This is a genomic window from Citrobacter sp. R56 (assembly GCF_016811995.1).
Taxonomy (GTDB): Bacteria; Pseudomonadota; Gammaproteobacteria; order Enterobacterales; family Enterobacteriaceae; genus Citrobacter_D; species Citrobacter_D enshiensis.
This window is the reverse complement of record NZ_CP069159.1, coordinates 79,895-105,869: the sequence shown is the minus strand read 5'-3', so window position 1 is coordinate 105,869 and position 25,975 is coordinate 79,895. Positions and strand designations below refer to the sequence as shown.

Sequence of the window (25,975 nt, the reverse complement as noted above, 5' to 3'; positions counted from 1 at the left end):
TTCTTCGCGGGCCGGGTCATTTTGTGATGACAGATCCTTGCGGCTAGTGGCGGCTCAGCTCATCCTTGCGTGCGCGACCTAATAACGTCAATGCTGCCTCGCGCGCGTTTTTTCCGCAATACAATACTTGATAAATTTCCTCGGTTATTGGCATTTCGACACCAAAACGGTGCGCCAATTCACGAACTTCTTTCGTATTGCGATAGCCTTCAACCACCTGGCCAATCTTGTCCTGCGCACCCTGAACATCCATGCCCTGCCCGAGCATCATGCCAAAGCGGCGGTTACGCGACTGGTTGTCAGTACAGGTCAGTACCAGATCGCCTAACCCAGCCATCCCCATAAAGGTGGTCGGATCGGCGCCCAGAGCGGCCCCCAAACGTGACATTTCGGTCAGCCCACGGGTGATAAGCGCTGTACGCGCATTGGCGCCAAAACCGATACCGTCGGACATTCCCGCGCCAATCGCAATGACGTTTTTCACCGCGCCGCCCAGCTGTACGCCAATGAAATCCGGGTTGTTGTAGACACGGAAACTTTTACCGCAGTGCAGCAATTGCTGCAGATCGTCAGCAAACGTGTCATCCGTTGAGGCCAGGGAAATCGCCGTTGGTAAACCTGCGGCCAGCTCTTTGGCAAACGTTGGGCCAGAGATCACTGCGAGTGGAATTTCCGGTCCTAACGCTTCGCGCGCGACATCCTGCAACAGGCGTCCCGTCTCCGCTTCCAGACCTTTTGTCGCCCATACAAGGCGCGCATCCAGGCGCATCAACGGTTTGATCTGACGCAGCACTTCGCCAAAGACATGGCTCGGCACCACGACCAGAATATTACGGCTGGCCGCCAGCGCAGTGGCTAAGTCACTTTCCAGGAGAAGCGAGTCAGGAAAAGGCACATCAGGGAGGAACGCGACATTGCAACGATCGTGTTCAAGGGTCGCGATATGTTTAGGATCATGGCCCCACAGGACAACCTGGTGGCCATTTCTTGCCAGCGTGATGGCAAGAGCGGTGCCGTACGAGCCGGCACCGATCACAGTCATTGAAGCATTACTTTGGTTCATCAGGCATCCTGATGTTCTTCAGTACCTTCGCCAGTCTGCTGCTGTAAATAGTTCATGAACAGCGCATCAAAGTTGACCGGCGCAAGGTTCAGTTGCGGGAATGTACCGCGGGAAACCAGGCTGGTGATGCATTCGCGGGCATACGGGAACAGAATGTTCGGGCAGTATGCACCCAGGCAATGCGCCATTTGAGTCCCTTCAATACCACTGATGGAGAAAATACCGCCCTGCTGAACTTCACACAGGAACGCTGTTTCTTCACCCAGGGAAGCCGTTACGGTGACACGCAGCACAACTTCATACACGTCATCTGCCAGTTGGGTTGATGCTGTATCAAGATCAAGTTTAACCTCTGGCTGCCAATCTTTCTGGAAAACATGCGGCGCATTTGGCGCTTCGAAAGAGACATCCTTGGTATAAATACGTTGGATCTGGAAAGCCATTTCAGTGTTATTTTGTTCTGACATGTTTAGAAAACCCTTTAATGTTGTCCTTTAATACTGTCTTGATGCAATGTTAACGACGTGCGTTAGCTCAGCAGGGGATCCAGTCCACCACGCGCATCCAACGCATACAAGTCGTCACACCCACCGATATGCTGCGCATCAATAAAAATCTGCGGAACCGTCGTACGACCACTACGCTTGATCATCTCTTCACGCTTAACGGCATCGCCATCAATTGGAAGTTCCTGGAAACTCACACCCTTACTGCTCAGCAGCGCTTTTGCACGATGGCAAAACGGGCAGGTCGCTTTGGTGTAGATTTCAATATTGGCCATGACTTTGCTCCTGTTTACCTACAGCTTACTTACCGCGTACCAGAGGCAGGTTTTCACCACTCCAGCCTGCAACACCTTCTTTCAGCACAAACACTTTCTCAAAACCGGCTTTAATCAGCGCCGTTGCAGAGTCCTGGCACTGCATGCCAGAGCCATCCACCACGATAACCGGTTTGTCTTTGTGCTTCTCAAGCTCGCCGACGTTGTTGGCTTTGATTTCGCTTGGCAGCAGGTTAGTGGAGCCCGCGATATGGCCTTTGCGGAAGTCGTCGCGCTGACGTAAATCCACAACAACGGCATCTTCTTTATTGATAAGACGTGTCGCTTCGCCGCGTGTAATTACCTTCACTTTCGAGGTCAGGCCTTTGAACGTGGTGAATAATACCGCCACCAGTAACGCAATCCAGGCGATACTTAGAACAGGATGGCGGCCAACAAATTGCATAATTTCTTGCATGGGGGGTAACAACTCCCGACTCAGTGATTAAAAAAACCAGGGAAGAAGTATACCTGCGCGTTGTCGCAAATACAGCCAGAGCGTGCAATGGATTGCATTTTTGCGGGGTGCTACGGAAAAAAAACCGTAAATCCGCGCCATCCTCCGACCGCTCTACTTCATTCTTTGATCTTCTGAGGCTATTTTATCGATTCAGCTGTAGTAAAATTACGCAATTATTTTTGTCTCTTGAGTATGAGGTTGTCGCAATGTCGGTTTCTAAAAAACCTATGGTACTGGTGATCCTGGATGGCTATGGCTATCGCGAAGACAGCCAGGATAACGCCATTTTTAATGCCAAAACCCCAGTAATGGATGCTCTGTGGGCAAAACGTCCGCATACCCTGATCGATGCTTCCGGTCTGGAAGTGGGTCTGCCTGACCGCCAGATGGGTAACTCCGAAGTAGGTCACGTCAACCTGGGTGCAGGCCGCATCGTGTATCAGGATCTGACTCGCCTGGACGTTGAAATTAAAGAACGCACGTTCTTTGCGAACCCAACGCTGACCGCTGCCGTTGATCAAGCGAAAAATACCGGTAAAGCGGTGCACATCATGGGTCTGCTGTCTGCGGGCGGCGTACACAGCCACGAAGATCACATCCTGGCGATGGTGGAAATGGCCGCCGAGCGCGGCGCAGAGAAAATCTACCTGCACGCCTTCCTCGATGGCCGTGATACCCCGCCGCGCAGCGCTGAATCCTCGCTGAAAAAATTCGAAGACAAATTTGCCGCGCTGGGCAAAGGGCGCGTAGCGTCCATCATCGGTCGTTACTATGCAATGGACCGCGACAACCGTTGGGATCGCGTTGAACAAGCGTATGACCTGATGACACTGGCGCAGGGCGAATTCCAGACCGACACCGCTGTTGCAGGCCTGCAGGCCGCCTATGCGCGTGACGAGAACGACGAATTCGTGAAAGCCACCGTGATTCGTGCAGAAGGCCAGCCCGACGCAGCGATGGAAGATGGCGATACGTTGATTTTCATGAACTTCCGTGCTGACCGTGCCCGCGAAATTACCCGTGCATTTGTTAACGCTGACTTCGACGGCTTCTCCCGTAAGAAAGTGGTCAATCTGAACTTCGTGATGCTGACCGAATATGCGGCCGACATCAAAACCGCAGTGGCTTACCCGCCGGCATCGCTGGCGAACACCCTCGGCGAGTGGATGGCGAAGAACGACAAAACTCAGCTGCGTATCTCTGAAACCGAGAAATATGCACACGTGACCTTCTTCTTCAACGGCGGTGTAGAAGAGCCGTTCAACGGTGAAGATCGCATTCTGATCAACTCACCGAAAGTGGCGACCTACGATCTGCAGCCAGAAATGAGCTCCGCTGAGCTGACCGAAAAACTGGTTGCCGCCATTGAGAGCGGTAAATACGACACCATCATCTGTAACTATCCGAACGGCGATATGGTGGGTCACACCGGTGTGATGGACGCGGCGGTTAAAGCGGTTGAAGCGCTGGATCACTGCGTTGAGCAAGTGACCAAAGCCGTTGAATCCGTTGGCGGCCAGTTGCTGATCACCGCTGACCACGGCAACGCTGAACAAATGCGCGATCCGGCGACGGGTCAGGCGCATACAGCGCATACCAACCTGCCTGTTCCGCTGATTTATGTCGGTGCTAAAAACGTGAAAGCAGTAGAAGGCGGTAAACTTTCCGATATCGCGCCGACCATGCTGACGCTGATGGGTATGGAAATCCCGCAAGAGATGACTGGTAAGCCGCTGTTCATCGTGGAATAATCCCTCCCCATGAGGGGAAAGGCGTTGAATTCCATTACATGGGCCCTGAAACCGCAAAGGTTTTCAGTCAGGCCCCTGATCTACGCCAGCGTTATTAGCGCTGGCGTATTGTTGTGCGCCTTTTCCGCACACGCAGATGAGCGTGACCAACTCAAATCCATTCAGGCGGACATCGCCGCGAAAGAACGCGCCGTACGTCAGCAACAGCAGCAGCGTTCAAGCCTGCTTGCGCAGTTAAAAGCCCAGGAAGAAGCCATTTCTGCCGCCGCCCGTCAACTGCGTGAAACCCAGAATACCCTCGCCCAGTTGAATAAACAGATCGCCGAGATGAATGCGTCCATTGCCAAACTGGAGAAACAAAAAGCCAGTCAGGAACGCAGCCTCGCGGCACAGCTTGATGCCGCATTTCGTCAGGGCGAACATACCGGAATTCAGTTGATTCTCAGCGGCGAAGAGAGCCAGCGTGGACAACGTCTGCAAGCCTACTTTGGTTATTTGAACCAGGCGCGTCAGGAAACCATCGCTGAACTGAAACAAACCCGTGAAGAAGTGGCCTCGCAAAAGGCCGAGCTGGAAGAGAAGCAAAGCCAGCAGCAGACGCTGCTGTACGAACAGCGCGCCCAACAGGCCAAACTGGAACAGGCGCGTAATGAGCGCCAAAAAACGCTCTCCGGTCTGGAATCATCGATTCAGCAAGGCCAACAGCAGCTGAGCGAAATGCGCGCTAATGAATCCCGCCTGCGCAACAGCCTTGCACGGGCAGAAGCCGCAGCAAAAGCGCGGGCTGAACGTGAAGCCAACGAAGCGCAAGCTGTGCGTAATCGCCAACAGGAAGCGACTCGCAAAGGCACGACCTATAAACCTACCGAAAGCGAAAAATCACTGATATCACGTACCGGCGGTCTGGGTGCGCCTCGCGGCCAGGCATTCTGGCCAGTACGCGGTCCAACGCTACACCGTTATGGCGAACAACTGCAGGGTGAGCTACGGTGGAAGGGGATGGTTATCGGTGCGTCTGAAGGCACTGAAGTGAAAGCCATTGCGGATGGCCGGGTCATTCTGGCGGACTGGTTACAAGGTTACGGTCTGGTTGTTGTTGTAGAACACGGCAAAGGCGACATGAGCCTTTACGGTTACAACCAGAGTGCGTTGGTCAGTGTAGGTACACAAGTGCGCGCAGGCCAGCCTATTGCGCTGGTTGGCAGCAGCGGTGGTCAGGGTCGACCAGCGCTCTATTTCGAAATTCGTCGCCAGGGTCAGGCCGTCAATCCACAGCCGTGGTTGGGAAGATAAGTTTTGCCTCAGTTTCGCCGTATCATGCTCTCACTGGTCAGCCTGCTGGCGTTCGCAACCCCTGTTTTTGCTGGCAAACTTGCCATCGTCATCGATGATTTCGGCTATCGCCCGCACAATGAAAACCAGGTGCTGGCGATGCCTTCCAACATCTCTGTCGCCGTGCTGCCCAATGCGCCGCATGCGCGTGAAATGGCAACCAAAGCACACAATAGCGGCCACGAAGTCCTGATCCATCTGCCGATGGCGCCATTAAGTAAGCAGCCGCTGGAGAAAGACACCCTACGCCCGGAAATGAACAGCGCCGACATTGAGCGGATTATCCGCGATGCCGTCGACAAAGTGCCGTACGCCGTTGGGCTTAACAACCATATGGGCAGCGCGATGACCTCCAGCCTGTTTGGTATGCAAAAAGTGATGCAGGCACTGGAGCGTTACGATCTCTATTTCCTCGACAGCATGACGATCGGCAACAGCCAGGCAATGCGGGCCGCATCCGGAACGGGCGTGAAAGTGATTAAACGCAAAGTGTTCCTTGATGACTCGCAGAACGAAGCAGATATCCGTCATCAGTTTAATCGTGCCATTGAGTTAGCTCGCCGTAATGGATCCGCCATTGCTATCGGACACCCCCACCCATCAACGGTGCGCGTGTTGCAACAAATGGTCTATAACCTACCGGCCGACATCACGCTGGTGCGCCCAAGCACCTTGCTCAACGAACCCCAGGTGGATACTTCCACACCGAACCTGACGCCACCGGGCAACAGCGAACCCAACGCACCGCGCAACCCGTTCCGTGGCGTGAAGCTGTGTAAACCGAAGCAACCGTTAGCGCCGGTCTATGCCGACCAGTTCTTTAACGTATTGAGTGAAAGTATTCGCCAGAGCACCGTCGTCACTTACTTCCAGCATCAGTGGCAAGGTTGGGGGAACACATCCTCCTCCAATGGAATTAACGCTAACGCAAATTAAGCGGAAGATGAGCAGCAAGATAAAATCCTGCTATGTGACTAATGTTTATGACAACGCCTTCGCAGCGTTCAGGTGTTTTTAAGAAAAAAGGGCTGGATAACCAGCCCTTTTAATATTAATCCCAGCTCAGGATCACTTTTCCTGACTGGCCTGAGCGCATCGCATCAAAGCCTTTCTGGAACTCATCAATTGAGAAGTGATGGGTGATGATCGGGGTCAGATCCAGACCAGACTGGATCAACGCGGCCATCTTGTACCAGGTTTCAAACATTTCGCGACCATAAATGCCTTTGATAAACAGGCCTTTAAAGATCACCTTCGTCCAGTCGATAGACATGTCTGAAGGAGGGATCCCCAGCATGGCAATACGACCACCGTGGTTCATGGTATCCAGCATGGCACGGAACGCTGGCGGCGCACCGGACATTTCCAGACCCACGTCAAACCCTTCGGTCATTCCGAGTCTGGCCATCACATCAGGCAGGTTCTCTTTCGAGACGTTTACCGCATGTGTGATACCCATCTTACGTGCCAGTTCCAGACGGTATTCATTGACGTCAGTGATGACTACGTGACGCGCACCCACATGTTTTGCCACTGCCGCCGCCATAATACCGATCGGGCCCGCGCCTGATACCAGCACATCTTCGCCCACCAGATCGAACGACAACGCCGTGTGTACCGCATTGCCGAACGGGTCAAAGATAGAGGCTAAATCGTCGGAGATGTTGTCCGGGATTTTAAAGGCGTTAAACGCAGGAATAACCAGATACTCAGCAAAACAGCCAGGGCGGTTAACACCCACACCGGTCGTATTACGGCACAGGTGAGTACGTCCGCCACGACAGTTACGACAATGACCACAGGTGATATGACCTTCACCGGAAACGCGGTCACCCACTTTAAATCCTTTGACTTCCTGGCCGATACCGACCACTTCGCCAACGTATTCGTGCCCAACAACCATAGGTACCGGGATCGTTTTTTGCGACCATTCGTCCCAGTTATAGATGTGAACGTCGGTCCCGCAGATGGCTGTTTTACGGATTTTAATCAGCAGATCGTTATGTCCGAGTTCCGGTTCAGGAACGTCGGTCATCCAGATGCCCTCTTCCGCTTTCAGTTTGGATAACGCTTTCATCTCACATCCTCAGGCGATTACGCCCAGTTGTTTACCAATACGCGTGAACGCCGCAACGGCACGCGTAATTTGCTCGGGCGTATGCGCCGCAGACATCTGGGTACGAATACGCGCCTGACCTTTTGGCACCACCGGATAGAAGAACCCGGTGACATAGATACCCTCTTTTTGCAGTTCGCGGGCAAATTCTTGCGCTACCACCGCATCTCCCAACATGACCGGGATAATGGCATGGTCAGCGCCCGCAAGCGTAAAGCCTGCTGCAGACATCTGCTCACGGAACTGACGTGCATTCGCCCACAGACGGCCACGCAGTTCGCCGCCAGCTTCCACCATCTCCAGCACTTTAATGGAGGCGGCAACAATCGCCGGAGCTAATGAGTTGGAGAATAAGTACGGGCGAGAACGCTGACGCAACCACTCCACCACCTCTTTACGCGCAGCCGTATAACCGCCGGATGCGCCACCCAGTGCTTTACCTAACGTACCGGTAATGATGTCTACACGGCCCATCACATCGCAGTATTCATGAGAGCCACGACCGCCTTCACCCACAAAACCGACAGCATGAGAGTCATCGACCATCACCAGCGCATCGTATTTATCCGCCAGGTCACATACCCCTTTCAGGTTGGCAATCACACCGTCCATGGAGAACACGCCGTCGGTCGCGATCAGCACATGGCGGGCACCGGCTTCACGTGCTTCTTTCAGACGTGTTTCCAGCTCCTGCATATCATTGTTGGCGTAGCGAAAACGCTTCGCTTTGCACAGACGTACACCATCAATAATAGAGGCGTGGTTCAGCGCATCGGAAATAATCGCATCTTCTGCACCCAGCAGTGTTTCGAACAGGCCACCGTTGGCATCAAAGCAGGAGGAATACAGAATGGCATCTTCCATACCCAGAAAAGTCGCCAGTTTTTGCTCCAGCTGTTTATGGCTGTCCTGGGTACCGCAGATAAAACGAACCGAGGCCATCCCGAAGCCGTGGGAATCCATGCCGGCTTTCGCCGCTGCAATCAATTCCGGATGATTCGCCAGCCCCAGATAGTTGTTGGCGCAAAAGTTGATGACGTGGCTTCCATCTGCCACGGTGATGTCCGCCTGCTGCGCAGACGTGATAATGCGCTCTTCTTTAAACAATCCTTCCACACGAGCGGTTTCCAGATCGTTGTTCAACTGCTTATAAAAATCCCCACGCATTGCGATTCTCCAGACTGGGCAAATTTCAGCACATATTACCCAAACCTATACGTTGATACGAGATGACGCGTTATCACTTCTTTAAAATGCAGCATAAATCACGCGTATCCACATGGCTTATCGGTGATTTTCAGAATGAATGCATTGCGCAAAAAAGCAATTAATGGCATGAATTTATTAGAATTTACAGAGTGTTAGGCGTGAGAACCAATGTTGATAAGGCAAGATCCCCCACTCAGGAGGTACCTTGCCAAAAAATGCGGATTCTACGTTTGTGTCGGGCAACTATTTTCTGGAAAGAAAGAGCCTTAATGACTGGAGCTTCGCGCCAAGCGCAGTTCGTTTGAAACAGCGGAAGAGATCAAACCATTTGCCTCGGCCCAGATAGTTAAGAACAAACAAATCAGGTCGTTTGTAATAACACATGACAAAGATGCCCTGGTCGTCATCCACAATATTATTCTCTAGTGTGACTTTCTGGCACTCTGTAACTAATGGGTAAAATTCTTTCCATTTTTCCTGAGAGCCAACAATTGCACCACCAATAATATAAACGTGGTTACCAATCATAAAATCAAACGATTGCTGCAATGACGAAACACTTAACCCTTTCTTGATCGTGAACAGGTGTATTTTATTTTGATTAAAAGGGAAGTCCCATACTTTCAAACCGCGTGTGACTTTCGGTTTACGGCAATAGCCAAAATCAATCCACGCAACCAGCGGGGTTTTGACCAGACCAGAATTAATCGCTTTATTCACAAAATATGCTTTTAAATTACAAACCAGCACGTAATCCGGGGACCAATATTCTGGATTTTTTAACTGACGGGTTTCTAATTTACGTGTAAATGCTTCATCCTGCTGAATTTTCTCTATTCGGCTCCGAATGTGTTTGAATTTATTTTTTATATCAACAGTAACGATTTTTGTCGGTTTCCCCTTGCGTATTTCAGCAACCCTGGCTTCTAAATCAGGAGACGTGAACACGACCATGTCGTTTTCTAATGCAGCCAGTCGTTCGAAATAACTTAAATAGACATCAACTGAGCGGGAAAGTTTTTCACGGAACCCTTTATTAGCAGTCCACTCCCCTCTACCTATATCAAAATATGCCGTTACTATTGTGGTAGATGATTTCATCGCTAATAAAAACCATTAATATAAAAAAAACATTATATCACACAAAGTTACACTCTGCATGCTGAGTGTAACTTTGTGTGATATAGCAATAATCATTACCATTCTAAAATACAGATTAGTTCACCTGACCTCTGTAATAAATATACAAATACACATAAGGGTTTAATGGCAAAGGCGTTCTTCCTTCTCCTCATCACTATCCACCACGCAAATGGCTGAAGGGGAGTCAATGTGATGGTATGATTACAGATATTCGTGTCTGAGATTGTCTCTGACTCCATAATTTGAAGGTTACAGTTATGATCATCGTTACCGGCGGCGCGGGCTTTATCGGCAGCAACATCGTTAAATCCCTGAATGATAAAGGCATCACCGATATCCTGGTGGTGGACAACCTGAAAGACGGCACCAAGTTTGTGAACCTGGTGGATCTGGACATTGCTGACTATATGGATAAGGAAGATTTCCTGATCCAGATTATGGCAGGGGAAGAGTTCGGCGATATCGAAGCGATTTTCCATGAAGGCGCATGCTCCTCTACGACAGAGTGGGATGGCAAGTATATGATGGACAACAACTATCAATACTCCAAAGAGCTGCTGCATTATTGCCTGGAGCGCGAAATTCCATTCCTGTACGCCTCTTCCGCAGCAACCTACGGCGGCCGCACATCCGATTTTATTGAATCTCGTGAATACGAGAAACCACTGAACGTTTACGGCTATTCCAAATTCCTGTTCGATGAATACGTACGCCAGATCCTTCCAGAAGCCAACTCACAGATTGTAGGCTTCCGCTACTTTAACGTTTACGGGCCGCGCGAAGGCCACAAAGGCAGCATGGCAAGTGTCGCATTCCATCTGAACACCCAGCTCAATAACGGTGAAACGCCGAAACTGTTTGAAGGCAGCGAAAACTTCAAACGCGATTTCGTCTATGTTGGCGATGTTGCCGCCGTGAATTTGTGGTTCCTCGAAAATGGCGTTTCCGGCATCTTTAACCTGGGAACAGGCCGTGCGGAATCCTTCCAGGCCGTAGCGGATGCAGCTCTCGCTTACCATAAAAAAGGCGACATCGAATACATTCCGTTCCCGGAAAAACTGAAAGGACGTTATCAGGCGTTTACTCAGGCTGATCTGACCAACCTGCGTGCAGCTGGCTACGACAAGCCGTTCAAGACCGTTGCCGAAGGCGTAACGGAATATATGGCCTGGCTGAACCGCGACGCGTAAGAAGTAAGCATGAAGATACTGGTGATCGGCCCGTCATGGGTGGGCGACATGATGATGTCGCAAAGTCTCTATCGTACGCTCAAGGCGCGCTATCCCCAGGCGATAATAGACGTGATGGCTCCTGCGTGGTGCCGTCCGCTGTTATCGCGGATGCCGGAAGTCAATGAAGCGATCCCGATGCCGCTGGGTCATGGGGCTCTGGAACTGGGCGAGCGGCGCAAACTCGGACATGGTTTGCGTGAAAAACGTTACGATCGCGCTTACGTGCTGCCAAACTCGTTTAAATCGGCACTCGTCCCCTTCTTTGCCGGTATTCCTCATCGTACGGGCTGGCGCGGCGAGATGCGCTATGGCCTGCTTAACGATGCGCGTGTGCTCGACAAAGCAGCCTGGCCATTGATGGTCGAGCGCTATGTTGCGCTGGCCTACGACAAAGGCGTAATGCAGACAGCAAAAGATTTGCCACAACCTCTACTCTGGCCGCAATTGCAGGTTAGTGAAGGGGAAAAATCACTCACTTGCAATGAATTTGCACTTTCCACTGAACGTCCGATAATCGGCTTTTGTCCTGGCGCTGAATTTGGTCCGGCAAAACGCTGGCCACACTATCACTACGCGGAACTGGCCAAACAGCTCATTGATGAAGGTTATCAAATTGTCCTGTTTGGCTCGGCGAAAGATCATGAGTCCGGAAACGAGATCCTGGCGGCTCTGAACACCGAACAACAGGCGTGGTGCCGTAATCTGGCTGGCGAAACGCAGCTGGAACAGGCTGTCATCCTCCTCGCGGCATGTCAGGCCGTTGTCACCAACGATTCTGGCTTGATGCACGTGGCGGCGGCGCTGAACCGCCCATTGGTCGCACTTTATGGCCCAAGCAGCCCGGACTTCACACCGCCACTGTCACAGAAAGCGCGCGTGATCCGCCTGATTACAGGTTATCACCGGGTGCGTAAAGGAGATGCGGCAGAAGGGTATCATCAGAGCCTAATCGACATTACACCAGATCGTGTCCTGGAAGAACTCAACAGTCTGTTGTTACAAGAGGAAGCCTGACGAATGCGGGTTCTGATCGTCAAAACATCATCAATGGGTGATGTGTTACATACGCTTCCTGCGCTCACTGATGCACAGCAGGCCATTCCAGGAATTCGCTTTGACTGGGTGGTGGAAGAGGGGTTTGCACAAATTCCGTCATGGCATGCAGCGGTTGATCGGGTGATCCCGGTGGCGATTCGCCGCTGGCGGAAAGCCTGGTTTTCCGCCGCCATTAAAGCTGAACGCAAAACCTTTCAGGCGGCAGTACAGGCGCAACATTATGATGCCATTATAGATGCGCAGGGGCTGGTGAAAAGCGCGGCTTTGGTCACTCGTCTGGGGCATGGCATTAAGCATGGCATGGACTGGCAAACAGCCCGTGAGCCGCTGGCCAGCTTGTTTTACAACTGTCGCCATCATGTTGCTAAACAGCAGCATGCGGTAGAGCGCACCCGCGAACTGTTCGCCAAAAGCCTGGGTTACAACAAACCCCAGACTCAGGGTGATTACGCTATTGCGCAGCATTTTCTGAACAATATGAATACCGATACGGACCAGTATGCTGTATTTTTACATGCCACCACCAGAGATGATAAACACTGGCCGGAGGCAAACTGGCGGGAATTAATTGGTCTGCTAAGCCAGTCTGGAGTGCGCATTAAATTGCCGTGGGGAGCCGCTCACGAAGAAGCCCGGGCGAAGAGACTGGCAGAAGGGTTTGATTACGTAGATGTTTTACCGCGTATGAGCCTGGAAGACGTCGCGCGTGTATTGGCAGGGGCAACGTTTGTCGTGTCGGTTGATACGGGACTGAGTCACCTGACAGCCGCGCTAGACCGTCCAAATGTAACACTATACGGCCCAACGGACCCTGGGTTAATTGGTGGCTATGGAAGGAACCAGGTAGAGTGCCGTTCCGCAAGCAAAAATCTTACCGATTTGCCTGCCTCTGCCGTATTTGAAGTACTAGTTTCGAACTTATAAGCTCTTGCAAACAAACATCGGAGAAAAGATGGCCCTCACATTGTTTTTTTCCAACGAGAAAAAAAACTGGAAATTATACTGGAATAGAACACTTATATTCTTGTTGATCGCCACCTATTTCTTAGGTGGTATTACTCGCTATAAACATCTCATCGTCATTCTTATGACGATCACAACAATTGTTTATCTTTGTAAGCAACCAAAACATTATATTTCCACCTTCAAAACATTCCTTTTCGGCAGTATTTTATTTCTTACCATAGCAGTACTTCTTTCGCTATTTCAGACGCCAGACTTAAAAGCCAGCCTGAAAGAAATTAATAATTCCGTCATCGAAAATATGTTTTTGTATACTATTGCCATTCCCGTCTTATTAAAGGATGAGAAAGTAGAATTTATTTCAAAATTCATTTTCATCTCTTTCCTCACATCGTTAAGTTTACGATGTTTGTCTGAGATCGTCTTTTATATTAAGGATTTTCAGAATGGAGTTATGCCATTCATTGATTACAGACACCGTAGCATCTCAGATTCATTAGTCTTTTTGTTCCCGGTACTTCTGAATCTGTGGTTATTTAAATCAACAAAACATCGAATCGCTTTTATTATTTTTAGTGCAATCTATCTTTTCCTGATGCTGGGTACTCTTTCTCGTGGAGCATGGCTCTCAGTCTTAATCATCGGGCTGGCGTGGGTATTGATGCATAAAAAATGGAAAATGCTGACTGTGGGAATGATTATAGCAGGTCTGGCGGCGACCGCTATTTTCTCTCACAAAGAAATATCGGCAAAGTTGGCCTTTAAACTCAACCAGACAGACAGCTCATACCGATATGGAAATGGTACTCAGGGCAGCGCACTGGATCTCATACTCGAAAATCCGGTTATCGGCTATGGCTTTGGTAATAAGGCCTATAAAACGGTCTATAACAATCGCGCCGTAGATTATCCATTATGGAAATTTAGAACCTCAATCGGTCCCCATAACCTCGCGTTATTTGTCTGGTTTGGCACCGGTCTTCTCGGATTGGCTGGGTTGCTACTTGTGTACGCAGCAATCGTAAAAGAAACTGTGTCAAAGGCGTTTAAAGAGGGTCGTGACTCCCCCTATAACGCACACATGATTATACTGTTATCTTTCTTCGGGTATTTTATTATTCGCGGAAACGTTGAACAGATCGAATTGGATAACCTGGGTATTCTTGTTGGCCTGTTGCTTGCCATGAAGAAATAACTCTGGGTATTCTCAATAAAAAAGGCTACCTAACGTAGCCTTTTTTATTTCAGTCAAACCAATGATGAATGACATCCTCGAACCGCTGAGTCACACTCGTCCAACTGTAATGCTCAAAAACATACTGTTGCCCGCGTTTCGCAATAGTAGATAGTTCGCTGTCATGCAGTACGCACTCAATGTCCTCCGCAATAGTTTCTGCGGTCATGGGTTCTCTTAAGTGATAGCCAGTATCCTTGTTTTTAACAAACTCAATCATTCCTCCACGCGTACTCACCAACACGGGTTTACCTGCCCCCATGGCTTCTATTGCAACCATGCAGAAAGGTTCCTGAAATTGAGAAGGGATCACAACTAAATCACCGAGTGGATAGTAGCAGTGCATTTTTTCGGGAGGAATACTTCCCAACATAATGCAGTTATCTGTCAAACGCTCAGCGATCTCGCGGACTTCACGCTGATAAGCCCCTTTGTCGCTTTTACTGACTTCAATATGATCGCCAACCACCACCAGTTTAAAGTTCGGGTGCGACTCAACGAGTTTTTCGAATGCCTGTAAAAGCAGTAATACACCTTTATCAGGTACAATACGCCCAGCGTAAAATATCACCTTATCTTCGGGTGTGATATTCAGGTCCGACCTGGAGATTGGCTCATAATCTGATTGATAAATTTCCAGATTAATTCCATTAGGAACAATGGCAATATCTGCTTCAGGGAGATATGAATGATAGTAGTTTTTTAAAAACAGGCTGGGAACTATCATCTTAACGTTCTTCTCCAATCCTTTTGGTTCGAACGCATTATGCATATGTATCACGACATTTGCCTGAGGGGCTCGCTGGCGAATCTGTCGATACAGTTTCATGCTGTTGTGTACAGCAATGACACTTTTATCAGTGACTGAAAAATCTTTAGCAACATTTAATATGCGCTGAGAGTAAGGTAAAGGATCCAGTCGGGTCCATTTCTGAAAAATTCGCTTATATATTCTGCTAAATCCAATACGGTGAATAGAGCAACTATCACTTACCTTCGAATAATCAGTATACCCTTCATTTTTGATGCAGACGATACGGTTTGGAATACGGGTAGTTTGCGCGACCTGATACATCCATGTTTCAACTGCAGCCGCACCACGCGGTGGTATAGAGAAAATTGGTGTAACCGTAAAGATGATTTTATCAATCATATAAAATCAACCCTTCATTAAGTTATATTTAATTGCTGAAAAAAGACCGCTGATTATTTTATTTTGATAAAGCAAGTGTTTGTATTTTTCTCTATATTCATGTTTCCGTACTGCGGGAAGTAAATTTTTCACTCGCCATGGCGATATTTGATATACACTACGAAAAAATTGTGCTGATGGATAATTTGCCCAATCATGCCATGGCTTCGTCACACCAGTATAATGTATAAATATGGTTTTCGCGTTGATGATTGATTTGTAGTAATCTTTATTTTTTATCTCAAACTCAGATTTTAAAGAATAAATAGTGTTATATTCTCTGGACAAGATTTTAGCATGGTGAAGGAACATAATATTTAAAATATCTTGATCAGGATATTTTATTTTTGCAGCAATATCTTCCTGAGAAAGTAAATCGAAAAACCGCTCAGTCAGATTTGATTGCAACCATTGCTTCATATTGATATACATCACCCCAGAGTTAAAATAATTACCTTCAAACTCTGTGTTATTCAGTCGCTCTGCGCTTTTAGCTTGCATTGAATCAACATCAACCACTACTGCTCCGTACTCGTGATCGAATTCCAGTTCGGAAAGCTCTAGCAATGAACCTTTGCATGTGATATCAGCATCAAGATAGAGTAACTTATCCAGCCGTTCAGAGAAATAATCGAAAGAAAGTAAGCGATAATATATTGATACTGGCCATATATTAGTTTTTGGCAGCGTAGACAATGGTTCAGAGTCGATATGATATAATTTAATGACTGTTTTATACTGTTCTGCTAACTGTGTTAAGAGCTCGACATAATCCTGGTCAAGGTAGTCAGCAATAATATGAAATGTAAATTCAATATCATTCTGCTTATTATTCTCAAGAATTGATGCTATCGATATTGCAGCACCGACTTGATAATTACTATCAATTCCCCATGAAATATTAAAAGTATCGCGGTCATTGCATTTAACCGTACGACTGTCTAATACTATGATATCTTTAAATTTGGTTAAATTTTTAAAATCCAATTCCCGTTCACCTTTCGTTTTCATAGATATTACAGCATCAATACATTGATATTGTGTCGGAGTTTAGTCGTTCAATTTTGTTACTATTTTTTCAACCCGAGCTTTATTTTTATATCCCTGATTATAGATTTCAATCTCTTTTTAAAGAGCAACGAGTTATATCCTGAATCTTGAATTTCGTTTTTTATACCATAATGGCGTTCTAGATCAATTCTGTCCTTAGCCTTCAATACAGGACTTATTTTTTTACCTGATAAATCTATCAGGCGAAGACCTTTTTCAGAAACAATAAAGTTACCCTTGTGAGGGTCTCCTGAAACCATACCGTGAGCATGTAACTCTTTAATTGATTCAGCAAGTTGCAGTTTTATATCTGCAGGTATTTCTTTATATTCTTCTAGTCCAACGCCTTCAATATACTCGATGAGCATTATGAAATAATGTGCAAAATTTAATGTTTTATACTCTGCAAGCAAATAATAGTCATTAATAGAATTGACCCCCTCACTACGAACTCGATTAGTTTGGTAGATCAAATTCTCATAATAGTCTTTTTTTATACACGATTTAAGAAATCGCTCTATCTTTTTATGCTTTGGTGCGAAGACTTTTAATACAATCGGACCTCGAGGTGTGTCAATCAAAATGACTTTTGTATCATCAATCGAGCGAAATACCTTCAGTATTTTGAGATCGAAATTGAGAAAATCATTTAATATTTTCTCATAAAAAGGATCATTATCTTTTATGAATACAGTTAAATCTTTAATCTTTTTTTTATGAATCATGGGATAGCCATTATATTAGTTACTATTAAAAGGTCTTTTATTATTTAATCGTTTTAGCCTTGTAATATTTTATGTAATTTAACACGCCCTGAAGAAATCTTTTCTGCTTAAATTTATGCTTGGCACAATATCTGTATTGGTTGCTATTTGCAGGCTGGAGCAGAGCGACATTACACCAAGGAGAATGCTCTTTCGCATAAATAAAGCTTTGCGAAACTGGATAGTTTGCCCATTCATGCCAGGGTTTTGTCGGTCCAACATAATGAATAAACACGGTTTCATCATTGACCGGGTTAATCACTTTATCTTTCAGTTCATAATTGATACTAAATCGAGTGTTATATTTCCCATCAATAAAGTTCACTTTTCCAACAAGAAGAACGTTCAAAACATCCTGATCCAAATGCGTAATTTTGGCCACCCACTCAGGAACTCGCAACATCTCAATGGCTTTAACTGAAATATCATTTTTTTGCCATTCATTAATATTAATAAGCAAAAAACCTGCATTAAAATATCCAGATACAAGCTCAGGAGTTGTCAGCGTTACAGAACGGTCAGTCCACCATTCGATATCTCTTTCTGCGACTACCGCAGCAATCTCATGCTCCGTAAATGAATAATCAACCAGTTCCTGAATACTGCCTTTACAGGCGATATCAGCATCAAGGTACAAAAGCTTATCCAGCTTACCATAAAAATAATCGGCAATAACAAAACGGAAATACGTCGCATATGTCCAGTTCTTTGTGCTGGGTAATGACTTTAATTTATTACAATCTATTAAATAGACTTTGATACAGGTTTTATATTGTTCGGCTAATGCAGAAAATCTTTTCTGATCATCTTCGCTAAAATGATCAGTAAAAACATGAAAGTCAAAGTTTATCGATTTATTACTTAATAATATAGAAGCAATAGATACACCACATCCAAAAAGAAAATTTTTATCTATGCCAAACGCTATATTAAAATTATTTTCAGATGTTCTGTTATGAAAGTTATACTCCATGACAGAAAGAATGACGTCTTTATCACTAAACTGTGACATATTTAATAGTTACCCAATATATTTGAAAGTGCGGTTGATATTACTCTGCACCGCCTTTTATTCAATTCGGAAAAAGATGAAGCGCTGAACTTCATCCTGACCTGTAAATCGACAATACTCGCAATAATTTATTTATAACGACCGGCGAATCGTTCTTTCTCTGATTTTTTCTGCTTTTATTTTAGCTTTTTTAATAAGCTCATCTTCCCGCTGAAAGATGACATTCAGAGGTAAACCAAAATAAACCTTCATAAAGCGAAAAACGTCCCGCTGAGTCAGGCCGATGTTCATTGAGGAAAAATAGAGACCGATGAGATCTTTATCGCGCCAGCGGCGTGGAACGCTATGACGAATCTGCGCCCTATGTAGGTCAATAACCGAAATCTTGAGGCCTTTTTCCTCACCTGAGAAAGGCAGATGCAGAAGGAAGTGGCAGATATAGCAATCACGATGATTGATTCCGCCTGCATGCATTTTTTGCACCATCGTAGCAACACGCTCAATGATCATCCGCTTCACTTTTACATCAGGAGGGTTCGTTGCCCAGTCAGCGCAATACTCTTCCAGACTGATGGTGGGGGTGAGATCTTCGGTAATGATGAAGGAAGTTCTGGTCAGCGGATTCACGCCTTTTTCACCAAACCCCACGCCGTGCATCGTGTCTACGCCTAAATCACGGAGGCGATGAATCGCATTCCACTCTCTGTCGGCGCCTAGCACTGGCATACGCAGTGAGAGTAGATTTTTGACGATCTCTTTTAGGGACGTGCCTCTATGCCATTTAAGGAAGTAGCTTTTATCGGCCAGTTCAAATCGCAGTGTTCTGCGGGTCTCCAGTTCTCTGAAGACTTCACCTTGCAACGTTTTCACTTCCTCGAACGCATCTTTACCTCGCCATAGCGTGGTCAGCGGCTCTTTCAGCTCAACCATCCAAATCACCTGTAATAATATCCGCCGCTTTTTCTGGCAGACTGTACAAATCTTGTGTATCAGCATAATGCCTGGCGTTTTCTGCCCAGGCTGCACGCAATGAAGGTTGAGTTAACGCTTTGCGTAAAATCTCATTTAACCCTTCTTGTCGGTAAGGCTCTTCAATCACTGCACCGCAATTTGCATCCACAATATAATGTGCGTAGCCGCAAACGGAGGTGGTCAGAACCGGTAATCCCGCGGTGATCGCCTCCAGTAAAACAATACCGGCAGCTTCCTGATAAGCAGGGTGTAATAATATGTCGGCGGCGGCCATTAACTCAGCCACATCATTACGGCCAGAAAAGAAATGGACATTTGCTCTTACGCCCAGCTTTTCTGCCAGAGATTCAAATTTTCTCGGCTTATCCTGACCCACAATAAACAGTAGCGTATTATGCCGCAGAGCCTCAGGTAATGAAGCAAGCGCCTCGAGAGATCGATCGACACCTTTACGCGTGAAATCAGAACCGACCTGTAACAGTAAATTCTGTTGCTCTGTGATACCGTTTTTCTGACGGTAAATTTCCCGGCTATCTGGAATTTGCTGGCTGTATTTTCTGTCCGGATAAATTCCCGGAGGGAGAATGTGAAAGCGATCGGCTTCAGTCTGATAATGCTTCTGAAAATCGGCTATCTGCTTATCCGTTAACATCAGCAATTTCGTTGGCTTACCTTGCTCGAAGGTTGCACGCTCGAAGGCTGCATAATGGCGATACCGTGACGTCAACCGGTAAAAGAAACCTTTCTCCTGTGCGACTTTCTCGGCATAACAGACATCGGCGGCGTAGTAGACATCCAGCCCCGGCATTTTATTAAACCCGACAACCCGATCAACCGGATGCTCACGCATATGCGCCTGCACCCAGGAATAATACTCAGCGTTACGACCATGATTCGTGCGCGATTTCACTGGAACCCGGATCAGTTCAAAATCATCCGGGCACTCGCCTTCCCAGGACTGGGTATAGACCCGGACATGATGACCGCGCGAGGCGACGGTCTGCGCAATGCGCATAAAATCACGCTGTAAACCGCCGAAGGGAAAATATTTGTACAGGCAAAATGCGACGATCATGATGGGGTATCCGCCACAGAAGAAACGCAACCTGATGGCAGCAGCTTATCAACAGCCGCAATAACGTCACTTGCCGGAATAACGGAAAGATACATTTCATTGCGATCGCGCTGCTCGCGTGGAGGCATGGCGCGATAGTCACCCGCCCAAAATTGAATCATATTATTCGACCACGGCCGCCAGAAATTATGGTCCGTCGCCCCGAACAGGCAAATCAGCGGAGTATCGACGGCGGCGGCAATGTGTCCAGGCGCTGAATCTACGCCAATAAACAGATCGGCATGATCAATCAACGCCCCCAGTTCTGGAAACGTCACCTTACCGGCAAGCGCCGTAACAGGTTGTGTTTTACAGCCCCGAGCAATGGTATCAACACAAGCCAAATCGTCCTGCCCGGGTCCGGAAGTCAGCACAACCTCGTAGCCACGATCGTGCAAAGCATCAACGACCTGTGAAAACTTCTCGTTATTCCAGCACTTAAAAATTTGGCGTGCGGTGGGTTGGATCACCACATAACGCTCGCCGACCCCCGCCCTATCTAACTCGCTGCGCACACGCTCCCAGCAAGACGGGTTATAGCTCATGGTCGTGCGAGCCACGTTCGACGTGACCCCTAATGGAGCCAGAACGGATAAGTTACTCTCCACCACATTCGCTCCCTGCAGTGGCGCCATGGCAGTAAAGCTATTTCGCCAAAATGAGGACTGACGGTGGCTATAATCCTGTGAAATCCTGACCGGAACATTCAGCATTCGCACCAGCAGAGCGACTATCCACTGGTCGGTCAAATTTACGATCAGATCGTATTGGTTTGCCCGTAACGTTTTGACCAGTTGAATGAAGTTTGAAATTTTCTCCATCGCGCCGGCTTTCTTATTTTTTATGCCGTAAAGAGCATTAATTTCAGGATTTTCAGACAAAATGGGCATTGTGTCCTGGTAAAGCAGTACATCGATTTTTGCATCAGGGTAATTCTGCTTTAGCGTACTAATAACGGGAGTCGTGAGTAACATATCTCCGTGAAAACGCATCTTTACGACCAGGATTTTTCTAAATGGCTTATCCACAAGCGACTCTTTTGTTGTGATTTTCCGGTAAAGGTAAGCAGAAAAAAAGCACGCTACCGCCCCAGGCTCAACAGCTACCTGAATACTGATACGCGCACTTACTTTGTGCATGTTAGTGTAACACTTCTTTCGTCGCGATCCGATATGAATAAATTTTAAGCGCGTCGCATTTTTTTTCTTTTATAATCAGTGGAATAAAAAACAGCACACCGAGCTAATACGGCCATTTAAGATTGCGTTACAGGGGAAAATCAATGAATCGCATAAAAATACAAAAAAACTGTGGCCTCCTGCATTCTTTATCCACGTTTCAAGCTATTTGATTCAAAAATAGGAAAAGTAATGGTAAAGCCTGAGCTAAATACATAGAATCCCCAGCACATCCCTAAGTCAGCTATTTATTATGCTCGAATTGCTTTACACCGCCCTTCTCTACCTTATTCAGCCATTGATCTGGATACGGCTTTGGTTGCGCGGACGTAAGGCGCCAGCCTATCGAAAACGTTGGGGTGAACGCTACGGATTTTACCGTCGCCCACTGAAACCCGGCGGGATCATGCTGCACTCCGTCTCCGTGGGTGAAACACTGGCCGCAATACCTTTAGTCCGTGCTCTGCGTCACCGTTATCCGGATCTTCCGATCACGGTCACAACCATGACGCCTACGGGTTCAGAGCGCGTGCAGTCCGCTTTTGGTAGCGATGTTCAGCACGTCTATCTGCCTTATGATTTACCAGACGCACTCAATCGTTTCCTCAATAAAGTCGACCCCAAACTGGTGTTGATCATGGAAACTGAGCTGTGGCCAAATCTGATTGCTGCACTGCACAAACGCCATATTCCATTAGTGATTGCCAATGCGCGCCTTTCTGCACGGTCAGCAGCGGGTTACGCAAAGCTGGGCAAATTTGTCCGCACACTACTGCGTCGAATTACGCTTATTGCGGCGCAAAATGGCGAAGACGGTGAGCGTTTCGTAACGCTGGGGGCGAGAAGCAATCAAGTTACCGTCACCGGTAGCCTGAAGTTCGATATTTCTGTCACCCCACAACTTGCGGCCAAAGCCGTCACCTTGCGTCGTCAGTGGGCGCCGCATCGTCCCGTGTGGATTGCCACCAGTACCCATGACGGTGAAGAAAGCGTGATTATCGCCGCGCATCAGGCGTTGCTACACCAGTTTCCCAATCTGCTGCTGATTCTGGTTCCCCGACATCCTGAACGTTTTCCGGATGCGATTAACCTCGTGCGCCAGGCTGGACTAAGCTTTACCACACGCTCCTCAGGAGAAGTCCCCTCCGCCAGTACTCAGGTGGTCATTGGCGACACCATGGGCGAGTTGATGTTGCTCTACGGTATTGCGGATCTCGCTTTCGTCGGCGGTTCACTGGTTGATCGGGGCGGGCATAATCCACTGGAAGCCGCTGCGCACGCTATCCCGGTATTAATGGGACCGCATACCTTTAATTTTAAAGATATTTGCGCCCGGCTGGAGCAGGCAAGTGGTCTTATCACCGTCACCGATGACATAACACTGGCAAAAGAAGTCTCTTCTTTGCTGACCGATGCCGATTACCGTAATTTCTATGGTCGCCATGCTGTTGAAGTGCTGTATCAAAACCAGGGCGCGCTTCAGCGTCTGCTACAACTGCTGGAACCCTATCTGCCACCTAAAACGCATTGAGGGCTGTCATGCAAAAACGGGCAATTTATCCGGGTACCTTCGATCCGATTACTAACGGTCATATCGATATCGTGACACGTGCGACTCAAATGTTCGATCGCGTGATTTTGGCCATTGCCGCCAGCCCCAGTAAAAAACCGATGTTCACACTTGAAGAACGTGTGGAGCTGGCGCAACAGGCGACGGCGCATCTCGGTAACGTCGACGTGATGGGGTTTAGCGACTTAATGGCGAGCTTCGCTCGCGAACAACAGGCGAGCATTCTGATTCGTGGACTGCGTGCGGTGGCGGATTTTGAGTATGAAATGCAGTTGGCGCACATGAATCGCCATCTGATGCCTGAACTGGAAAGTGTCTTCCTGATGCCCTCCAAAGAGTGGTCATTTATCTCTTCTTCGCTGGTCAAAGAGGTGGCGCGTCATCAGGGCGATGTTACCCATTTCCTGCCAGCCAACGTCCATCAGGCACTGATGGATAAGCTGAAGTAACGACGATGCCGGATAGCGTTGGCGCTAATCCGGCATGCAACCACTCACCCCTTCAATCACTTCTGACACTGACGACAATAAAACGTCGCGCGCTGAGCATGTTTGGTGGCGATAATCGGTGTGCCACAGACCCGACAAGGTTCACCTTTACGTCCGTACACCTGCAATTCCTGGGCAAAATACCCGGGCTTACCATCACTTTGCAGGAAATCCTTCAACGTCGTCCCGCCCTGTTCGATAGAACGCTGTAAAACAGCCTTAATCACACGTACAAGCCGCACATACTCATCCTGCGACAATGACGAGGCCAGACGGTCAGGATGGATGCCTGCCGCAAACAGCGACTCGCTGGCGTAGATATTACCGACACCCACCACCAACGTGTTATCCATCAACCACGGCTTTATGGCCGTTTTCTTCTTTGCGCATTTCTGTTGCAGATACTCGCCGTTGAAATCGTCGCTCAGCGGCTCCGGGCCAAGGTGTGCCAGGACATTGTGCCCTTCCAGCTCTTTCGTCCACAGCCATGCGCCAAAGCGACGCGGATCGGTATAGCGGAGAATTTTCCCGTTGCTCATCACCAAATCAACATGGTCGTGCTTTTCTGCAGGGAGTTCTTCGGGGAGGATACGTAAGCTGCCTGACATCCCCAGATGAATGATTATCCAGCCATCCGGTAGCTCCAGCAGCAGGTATTTGGCACGGCGCTGCACGCTCAGTACGGGCTTATCGCTCAGACGGTAGATTTCTTCTGATACAGGCCACCGTAAACGCCCATTGCGCACGTTGGCGTGCAAAATGGTTGCCCCGACCAGGTGGGGTTCAATCCCACGACGGCTGGTTTCTACTTCAGGTAATTCAGGCATAGCGTCTCCGGCACTGTTTGATATGTTTTTATTATGGGGACAGCCAGAAAACAAAAAACCCCGCCGAGGCAGGGTTTTTCTTTACATCAAAACGAAAATTATTTGATTTTCGCTTCTTTGTATAAAACGTGCTGACGAACAACTGGATCGAATTTTTTCAGTTCCAGTTTTTCCGGCTTAGTACGTTTGTTCTTCGTAGTGGTATAGAAGTGACCAGTACCAGCAGAAGAAACCAGCTTGATTTTCTCACGAATACCTTTAGCCATGATTTATTTCCTCTTAGTACTTAGTACTTTTCGCCACGGGCACGCAGTTCAGACAGAACTGTTTCGATGCCTTTCTTATCAATAACACGCATACCTTTAGCAGATACACGCAGGGTGACAAAACGCTTCTCGCTCTCAACCCAGAAACGGTGAGAGTGCAGGTTAGGCAGGAAACGGCGTTTAGTCGCGTTCAGTGCGTGGGAACGGTTGTTACCGGTCACCGGACGCTTGCCAGTAACTTGGCAGACTCGGGACATGTCTATTCTCCAAAAATCAAATTAGCTCGAGCTTCGTATGGGGTATTGGCGCCTCGTCAGGCTTCTCAGCCCGGTTATCGCAGTTCTAAGCGAACTCTCGATTGCCAGGCCCAAATGCCAAACCCGAGATTCTCAAAGGTGGCGTAGTATACGCTGTGTAAGCGGTGTGCTCAAGTCCCGAACAGACAAAGATCCCACTGGATCGCGCAAAGTGCTCTAAATCCAGCCACGTTCGGCAAAAGAAACGTACTCTCCGCGCCCAATCACAAGGTGATCAAGTACTCTGATATCCATGAACTGGCAACATTTTACCACACGCTCGGTGATGAGTTTATCCGCTTTACTCGGCTCTGCACACCCCGAAGGGTGATTATGTGCAAGGATCACCGCCGACGCATTTAATTTTATCGCCTCGCGGATGATTTCACGCGGATGCACCTCAACATGGCTGAGCGTTCCGGCAAAAAGACGACTGTGGGTAATGACGCGATGCTGGGCATCAAGAAAGATCACCAGAAAGATCTCCCGTTCCTCTTCCATGAGCTGGCTTTGCAAAAATTCCCGCGTCATTTCCGGACTCAGCAGCGAATTTTCCTCCATCATCCGCACGTTGTAGTAACGCCGGGCCAGTTCTGCAATCCCTTTTAGCTGCGCATATTTAGCAATGCCCACCCCAGAAAGGGAACGGAACTGTATAAAATCAGCCGTCAGCAGGCCGTAGAGCGAACCGAAATGACAGAGCATCTCTTTCGCCAGCGTCATCACATCTTTTCCTGGCGTTCCCGTACGCAGAAAGAGGGCCAGAAGCTCCACATCGCTGAGGGAACCAATTCCTGACTGCAGCATTTTTTCCCGAGGCATCAAACTTTCTGCGGTATCCATACGCACCCTCCCCTTAGTCATGCC

General features: G+C 48.1%; 27 protein-coding genes. 9 read left to right on the top strand and 18 right to left on the bottom strand.

The annotated features are described in order from the left end of the window. Window positions 1–43: 43 nt before the first annotated feature. The 4 genes from gpsA to JM656_RS00500 all read right to left on the bottom strand — a co-directional run bounded on the left by gpsA (window position 44) and on the right by JM656_RS00500 (window position 2,301). Window positions 44–1,063, bottom strand: a complete 1,020-nt coding sequence (gpsA, locus tag JM656_RS00515; RefSeq protein ID WP_203359591.1) for an NAD(P)H-dependent glycerol-3-phosphate dehydrogenase — start codon at window positions 1,061–1,063, stop codon at window positions 44–46. Continuing rightward, entirely contained in the window at window positions 1,063–1,530 is a 468-nt protein-coding gene (secB, locus tag JM656_RS00510; RefSeq protein WP_096759097.1) for a protein-export chaperone SecB, read from the bottom strand. The genes gpsA and secB overlap by 1 nt, the downstream gene beginning before the upstream one ends. 62 nt (window positions 1,531–1,592) lie before the next feature. Then, window positions 1,593–1,844, bottom strand: a complete 252-nt coding sequence (gene grxC, locus JM656_RS00505) for a glutaredoxin 3 (protein ID WP_152400605.1) — start codon at window positions 1,842–1,844, stop codon at window positions 1,593–1,595. A 25-nt stretch (window positions 1,845–1,869) separates the two neighbouring features. Further along, a complete protein-coding gene (locus JM656_RS00500) occupies window positions 1,870–2,301 on the bottom strand; it encodes a rhodanese-like domain-containing protein (protein ID WP_203359590.1) in 432 nt (143 codons plus the stop codon). Window positions 2,302–2,549: 248 nt separating this feature from the next. Between JM656_RS00500 and gpmM the strand changes: the two genes are divergently transcribed. The 3 genes from gpmM to JM656_RS00485 are packed head-to-tail and all read left to right on the top strand — an operon-like array spanning window position 2,550 to window position 6,362. After that, the gene (gpmM, locus tag JM656_RS00495) at window positions 2,550–4,094 is read left to right on the top strand and encodes a 2,3-bisphosphoglycerate-independent phosphoglycerate mutase (RefSeq protein ID WP_203359589.1); all 1,545 of its coding nucleotides are present in this window, start codon (window positions 2,550–2,552) and stop codon (window positions 4,092–4,094) included. 33 nt (window positions 4,095–4,127) lie between these two features. Further along, window positions 4,128–5,387, top strand: a complete 1,260-nt coding sequence (gene envC, locus JM656_RS00490; RefSeq protein WP_238929261.1) for a murein hydrolase activator EnvC — start codon at window positions 4,128–4,130, stop codon at window positions 5,385–5,387. 24 nt (window positions 5,388–5,411) lie between these two features. After that, on the top strand, window positions 5,412–6,362 hold the full coding sequence (locus JM656_RS00485; protein WP_370552339.1) for a divergent polysaccharide deacetylase family protein: 951 nt from the start codon (window positions 5,412–5,414) through the stop codon (window positions 6,360–6,362). Between the two features lie 115 nt (window positions 6,363–6,477). Here JM656_RS00485 and tdh read toward each other — a convergent pair whose 3' ends face one another. From tdh to yibB, 3 genes are all read right to left on the bottom strand, one after another. Further along, window positions 6,478–7,503 (bottom strand): L-threonine 3-dehydrogenase, encoded by a 1,026-nt coding sequence (gene tdh, locus JM656_RS00480; RefSeq protein ID WP_192614107.1) that lies wholly within the window; start codon window positions 7,501–7,503, stop codon window positions 6,478–6,480. Window positions 7,504–7,512: 9 nt separating this feature from the next. After that, window positions 7,513–8,709, bottom strand: a complete 1,197-nt coding sequence (kbl, locus tag JM656_RS00475; RefSeq protein WP_203359586.1) for a glycine C-acetyltransferase — start codon at window positions 8,707–8,709, stop codon at window positions 7,513–7,515. A 285-nt stretch (window positions 8,710–8,994) separates the two neighbouring features. Further along, window positions 8,995–9,852, bottom strand: coding sequence for a protein YibB (gene yibB / locus JM656_RS00470; RefSeq protein ID WP_203359585.1), 858 nt, complete (start codon window positions 9,850–9,852; stop codon window positions 8,995–8,997). Window positions 9,853–10,151: 299 nt separating this feature from the next. Here yibB and rfaD point away from each other — a divergent pair, with 299 nt between their 5' ends. Genes rfaD through rfaL form a run of 4 tightly spaced genes read left to right on the top strand, consistent with a single transcriptional unit; the run spans window position 10,152 to window position 14,340 of the window. Continuing rightward, window positions 10,152–11,084, top strand: coding sequence for an ADP-glyceromanno-heptose 6-epimerase (rfaD, locus tag JM656_RS00465; RefSeq protein WP_203359584.1), 933 nt, complete (start codon window positions 10,152–10,154; stop codon window positions 11,082–11,084). A gap of 9 nt (window positions 11,085–11,093) precedes the next feature. After that, the gene (rfaF, locus tag JM656_RS00460; RefSeq protein ID WP_203359583.1) at window positions 11,094–12,140 is read left to right on the top strand and encodes an ADP-heptose--LPS heptosyltransferase RfaF; all 1,047 of its coding nucleotides are present in this window, start codon (window positions 11,094–11,096) and stop codon (window positions 12,138–12,140) included. 3 nt (window positions 12,141–12,143) lie between these two features. Next, window positions 12,144–13,106, top strand: a complete 963-nt coding sequence (gene rfaC / locus JM656_RS00455; RefSeq protein ID WP_203359582.1) for a lipopolysaccharide heptosyltransferase RfaC — start codon at window positions 12,144–12,146, stop codon at window positions 13,104–13,106. 28 nt (window positions 13,107–13,134) lie between these two features. Continuing rightward, window positions 13,135–14,340 carry an O-antigen ligase RfaL gene (gene rfaL, locus JM656_RS00450; protein ID WP_203359581.1) on the top strand — a complete coding sequence of 402 codons (1,206 nt, stop codon included), beginning with the start codon at window positions 13,135–13,137 and terminating at the stop codon, window positions 14,338–14,340. Window positions 14,341–14,389: 49 nt separating this feature from the next. On the opposite strand, the gene JM656_RS00445 is transcribed toward rfaL, so the two are convergent. From JM656_RS00445 to rfaQ, 7 genes are all read right to left on the bottom strand, one after another. Beyond that, window positions 14,390–15,532: a lipopolysaccharide N-acetylglucosaminyltransferase gene (locus tag JM656_RS00445; protein WP_203359580.1), complete on the bottom strand. Its 1,143-nt coding sequence runs from the start codon at window positions 15,530–15,532 to the stop codon at window positions 14,390–14,392. Window positions 15,533–15,538: 6 nt separating this feature from the next. Continuing rightward, window positions 15,539–16,558, bottom strand: coding sequence for a glycosyltransferase (locus tag JM656_RS00440; protein ID WP_203361185.1), 1,020 nt, complete (start codon window positions 16,556–16,558; stop codon window positions 15,539–15,541). Between the two features lie 83 nt (window positions 16,559–16,641). Next, a complete protein-coding gene (rfaY, locus tag JM656_RS00435) occupies window positions 16,642–17,346 on the bottom strand; it encodes a lipopolysaccharide core heptose(II) kinase RfaY (RefSeq protein WP_203359579.1) in 705 nt (234 codons plus the stop codon). A 40-nt stretch (window positions 17,347–17,386) separates the two neighbouring features. Then, the gene (waaO, locus tag JM656_RS00430; RefSeq protein WP_203359578.1) at window positions 17,387–18,397 is read right to left on the bottom strand and encodes a lipopolysaccharide 3-alpha-galactosyltransferase; all 1,011 of its coding nucleotides are present in this window, start codon (window positions 18,395–18,397) and stop codon (window positions 17,387–17,389) included. 132 nt (window positions 18,398–18,529) lie between these two features. Further along, window positions 18,530–19,327: a lipopolysaccharide core heptose(I) kinase RfaP gene (gene rfaP / locus JM656_RS00425; RefSeq protein ID WP_203359577.1), complete on the bottom strand. Its 798-nt coding sequence runs from the start codon at window positions 19,325–19,327 to the stop codon at window positions 18,530–18,532. Next, window positions 19,320–20,444 (bottom strand): glycosyltransferase family 4 protein, encoded by a 1,125-nt coding sequence (locus tag JM656_RS00420; RefSeq protein ID WP_203359576.1) that lies wholly within the window; start codon window positions 20,442–20,444, stop codon window positions 19,320–19,322. Before JM656_RS00420 ends, rfaP begins: the two co-directional genes overlap by 8 nt. Beyond that, the gene (rfaQ, locus tag JM656_RS00415; protein WP_203361184.1) at window positions 20,441–21,511 is read right to left on the bottom strand and encodes a lipopolysaccharide core heptosyltransferase RfaQ; all 1,071 of its coding nucleotides are present in this window, start codon (window positions 21,509–21,511) and stop codon (window positions 20,441–20,443) included. The genes JM656_RS00420 and rfaQ overlap by 4 nt, the downstream gene beginning before the upstream one ends. 403 nt (window positions 21,512–21,914) lie before the next feature. On the opposite strand from rfaQ, the gene waaA reads away from it, so the two are divergent. Continuing rightward, window positions 21,915–23,192, top strand: a complete 1,278-nt coding sequence (waaA, locus tag JM656_RS00410; RefSeq protein ID WP_192614095.1) for a lipid IV(A) 3-deoxy-D-manno-octulosonic acid transferase — start codon at window positions 21,915–21,917, stop codon at window positions 23,190–23,192. Between the two features lie 8 nt (window positions 23,193–23,200). Next, the gene (gene coaD / locus JM656_RS00405; RefSeq protein ID WP_203359575.1) at window positions 23,201–23,680 is read left to right on the top strand and encodes a pantetheine-phosphate adenylyltransferase; all 480 of its coding nucleotides are present in this window, start codon (window positions 23,201–23,203) and stop codon (window positions 23,678–23,680) included. Window positions 23,681–23,736: 56 nt separating this feature from the next. On the opposite strand, the gene mutM is transcribed toward coaD, so the two are convergent. The 4 genes from mutM to radC all read right to left on the bottom strand — a co-directional run bounded on the left by mutM (window position 23,737) and on the right by radC (window position 25,951). After that, window positions 23,737–24,546, bottom strand: a complete 810-nt coding sequence (gene mutM / locus JM656_RS00400) for a bifunctional DNA-formamidopyrimidine glycosylase/DNA-(apurinic or apyrimidinic site) lyase (RefSeq protein ID WP_203359574.1) — start codon at window positions 24,544–24,546, stop codon at window positions 23,737–23,739. Between the two features lie 98 nt (window positions 24,547–24,644). Further along, entirely contained in the window at window positions 24,645–24,812 is a 168-nt protein-coding gene (rpmG, locus tag JM656_RS00395; RefSeq protein WP_003024094.1) for a 50S ribosomal protein L33, read from the bottom strand. Between the two features lie 20 nt (window positions 24,813–24,832). Beyond that, window positions 24,833–25,069: a 50S ribosomal protein L28 gene (gene rpmB / locus JM656_RS00390; protein WP_003024071.1), complete on the bottom strand. Its 237-nt coding sequence runs from the start codon at window positions 25,067–25,069 to the stop codon at window positions 24,833–24,835. A gap of 216 nt (window positions 25,070–25,285) precedes the next feature. Next, entirely contained in the window at window positions 25,286–25,951 is a 666-nt protein-coding gene (gene radC / locus JM656_RS00385; protein WP_203359573.1) for a DNA repair protein RadC, read from the bottom strand. Between the last annotated feature and the right edge of the window lie 24 nt (window positions 25,952–25,975).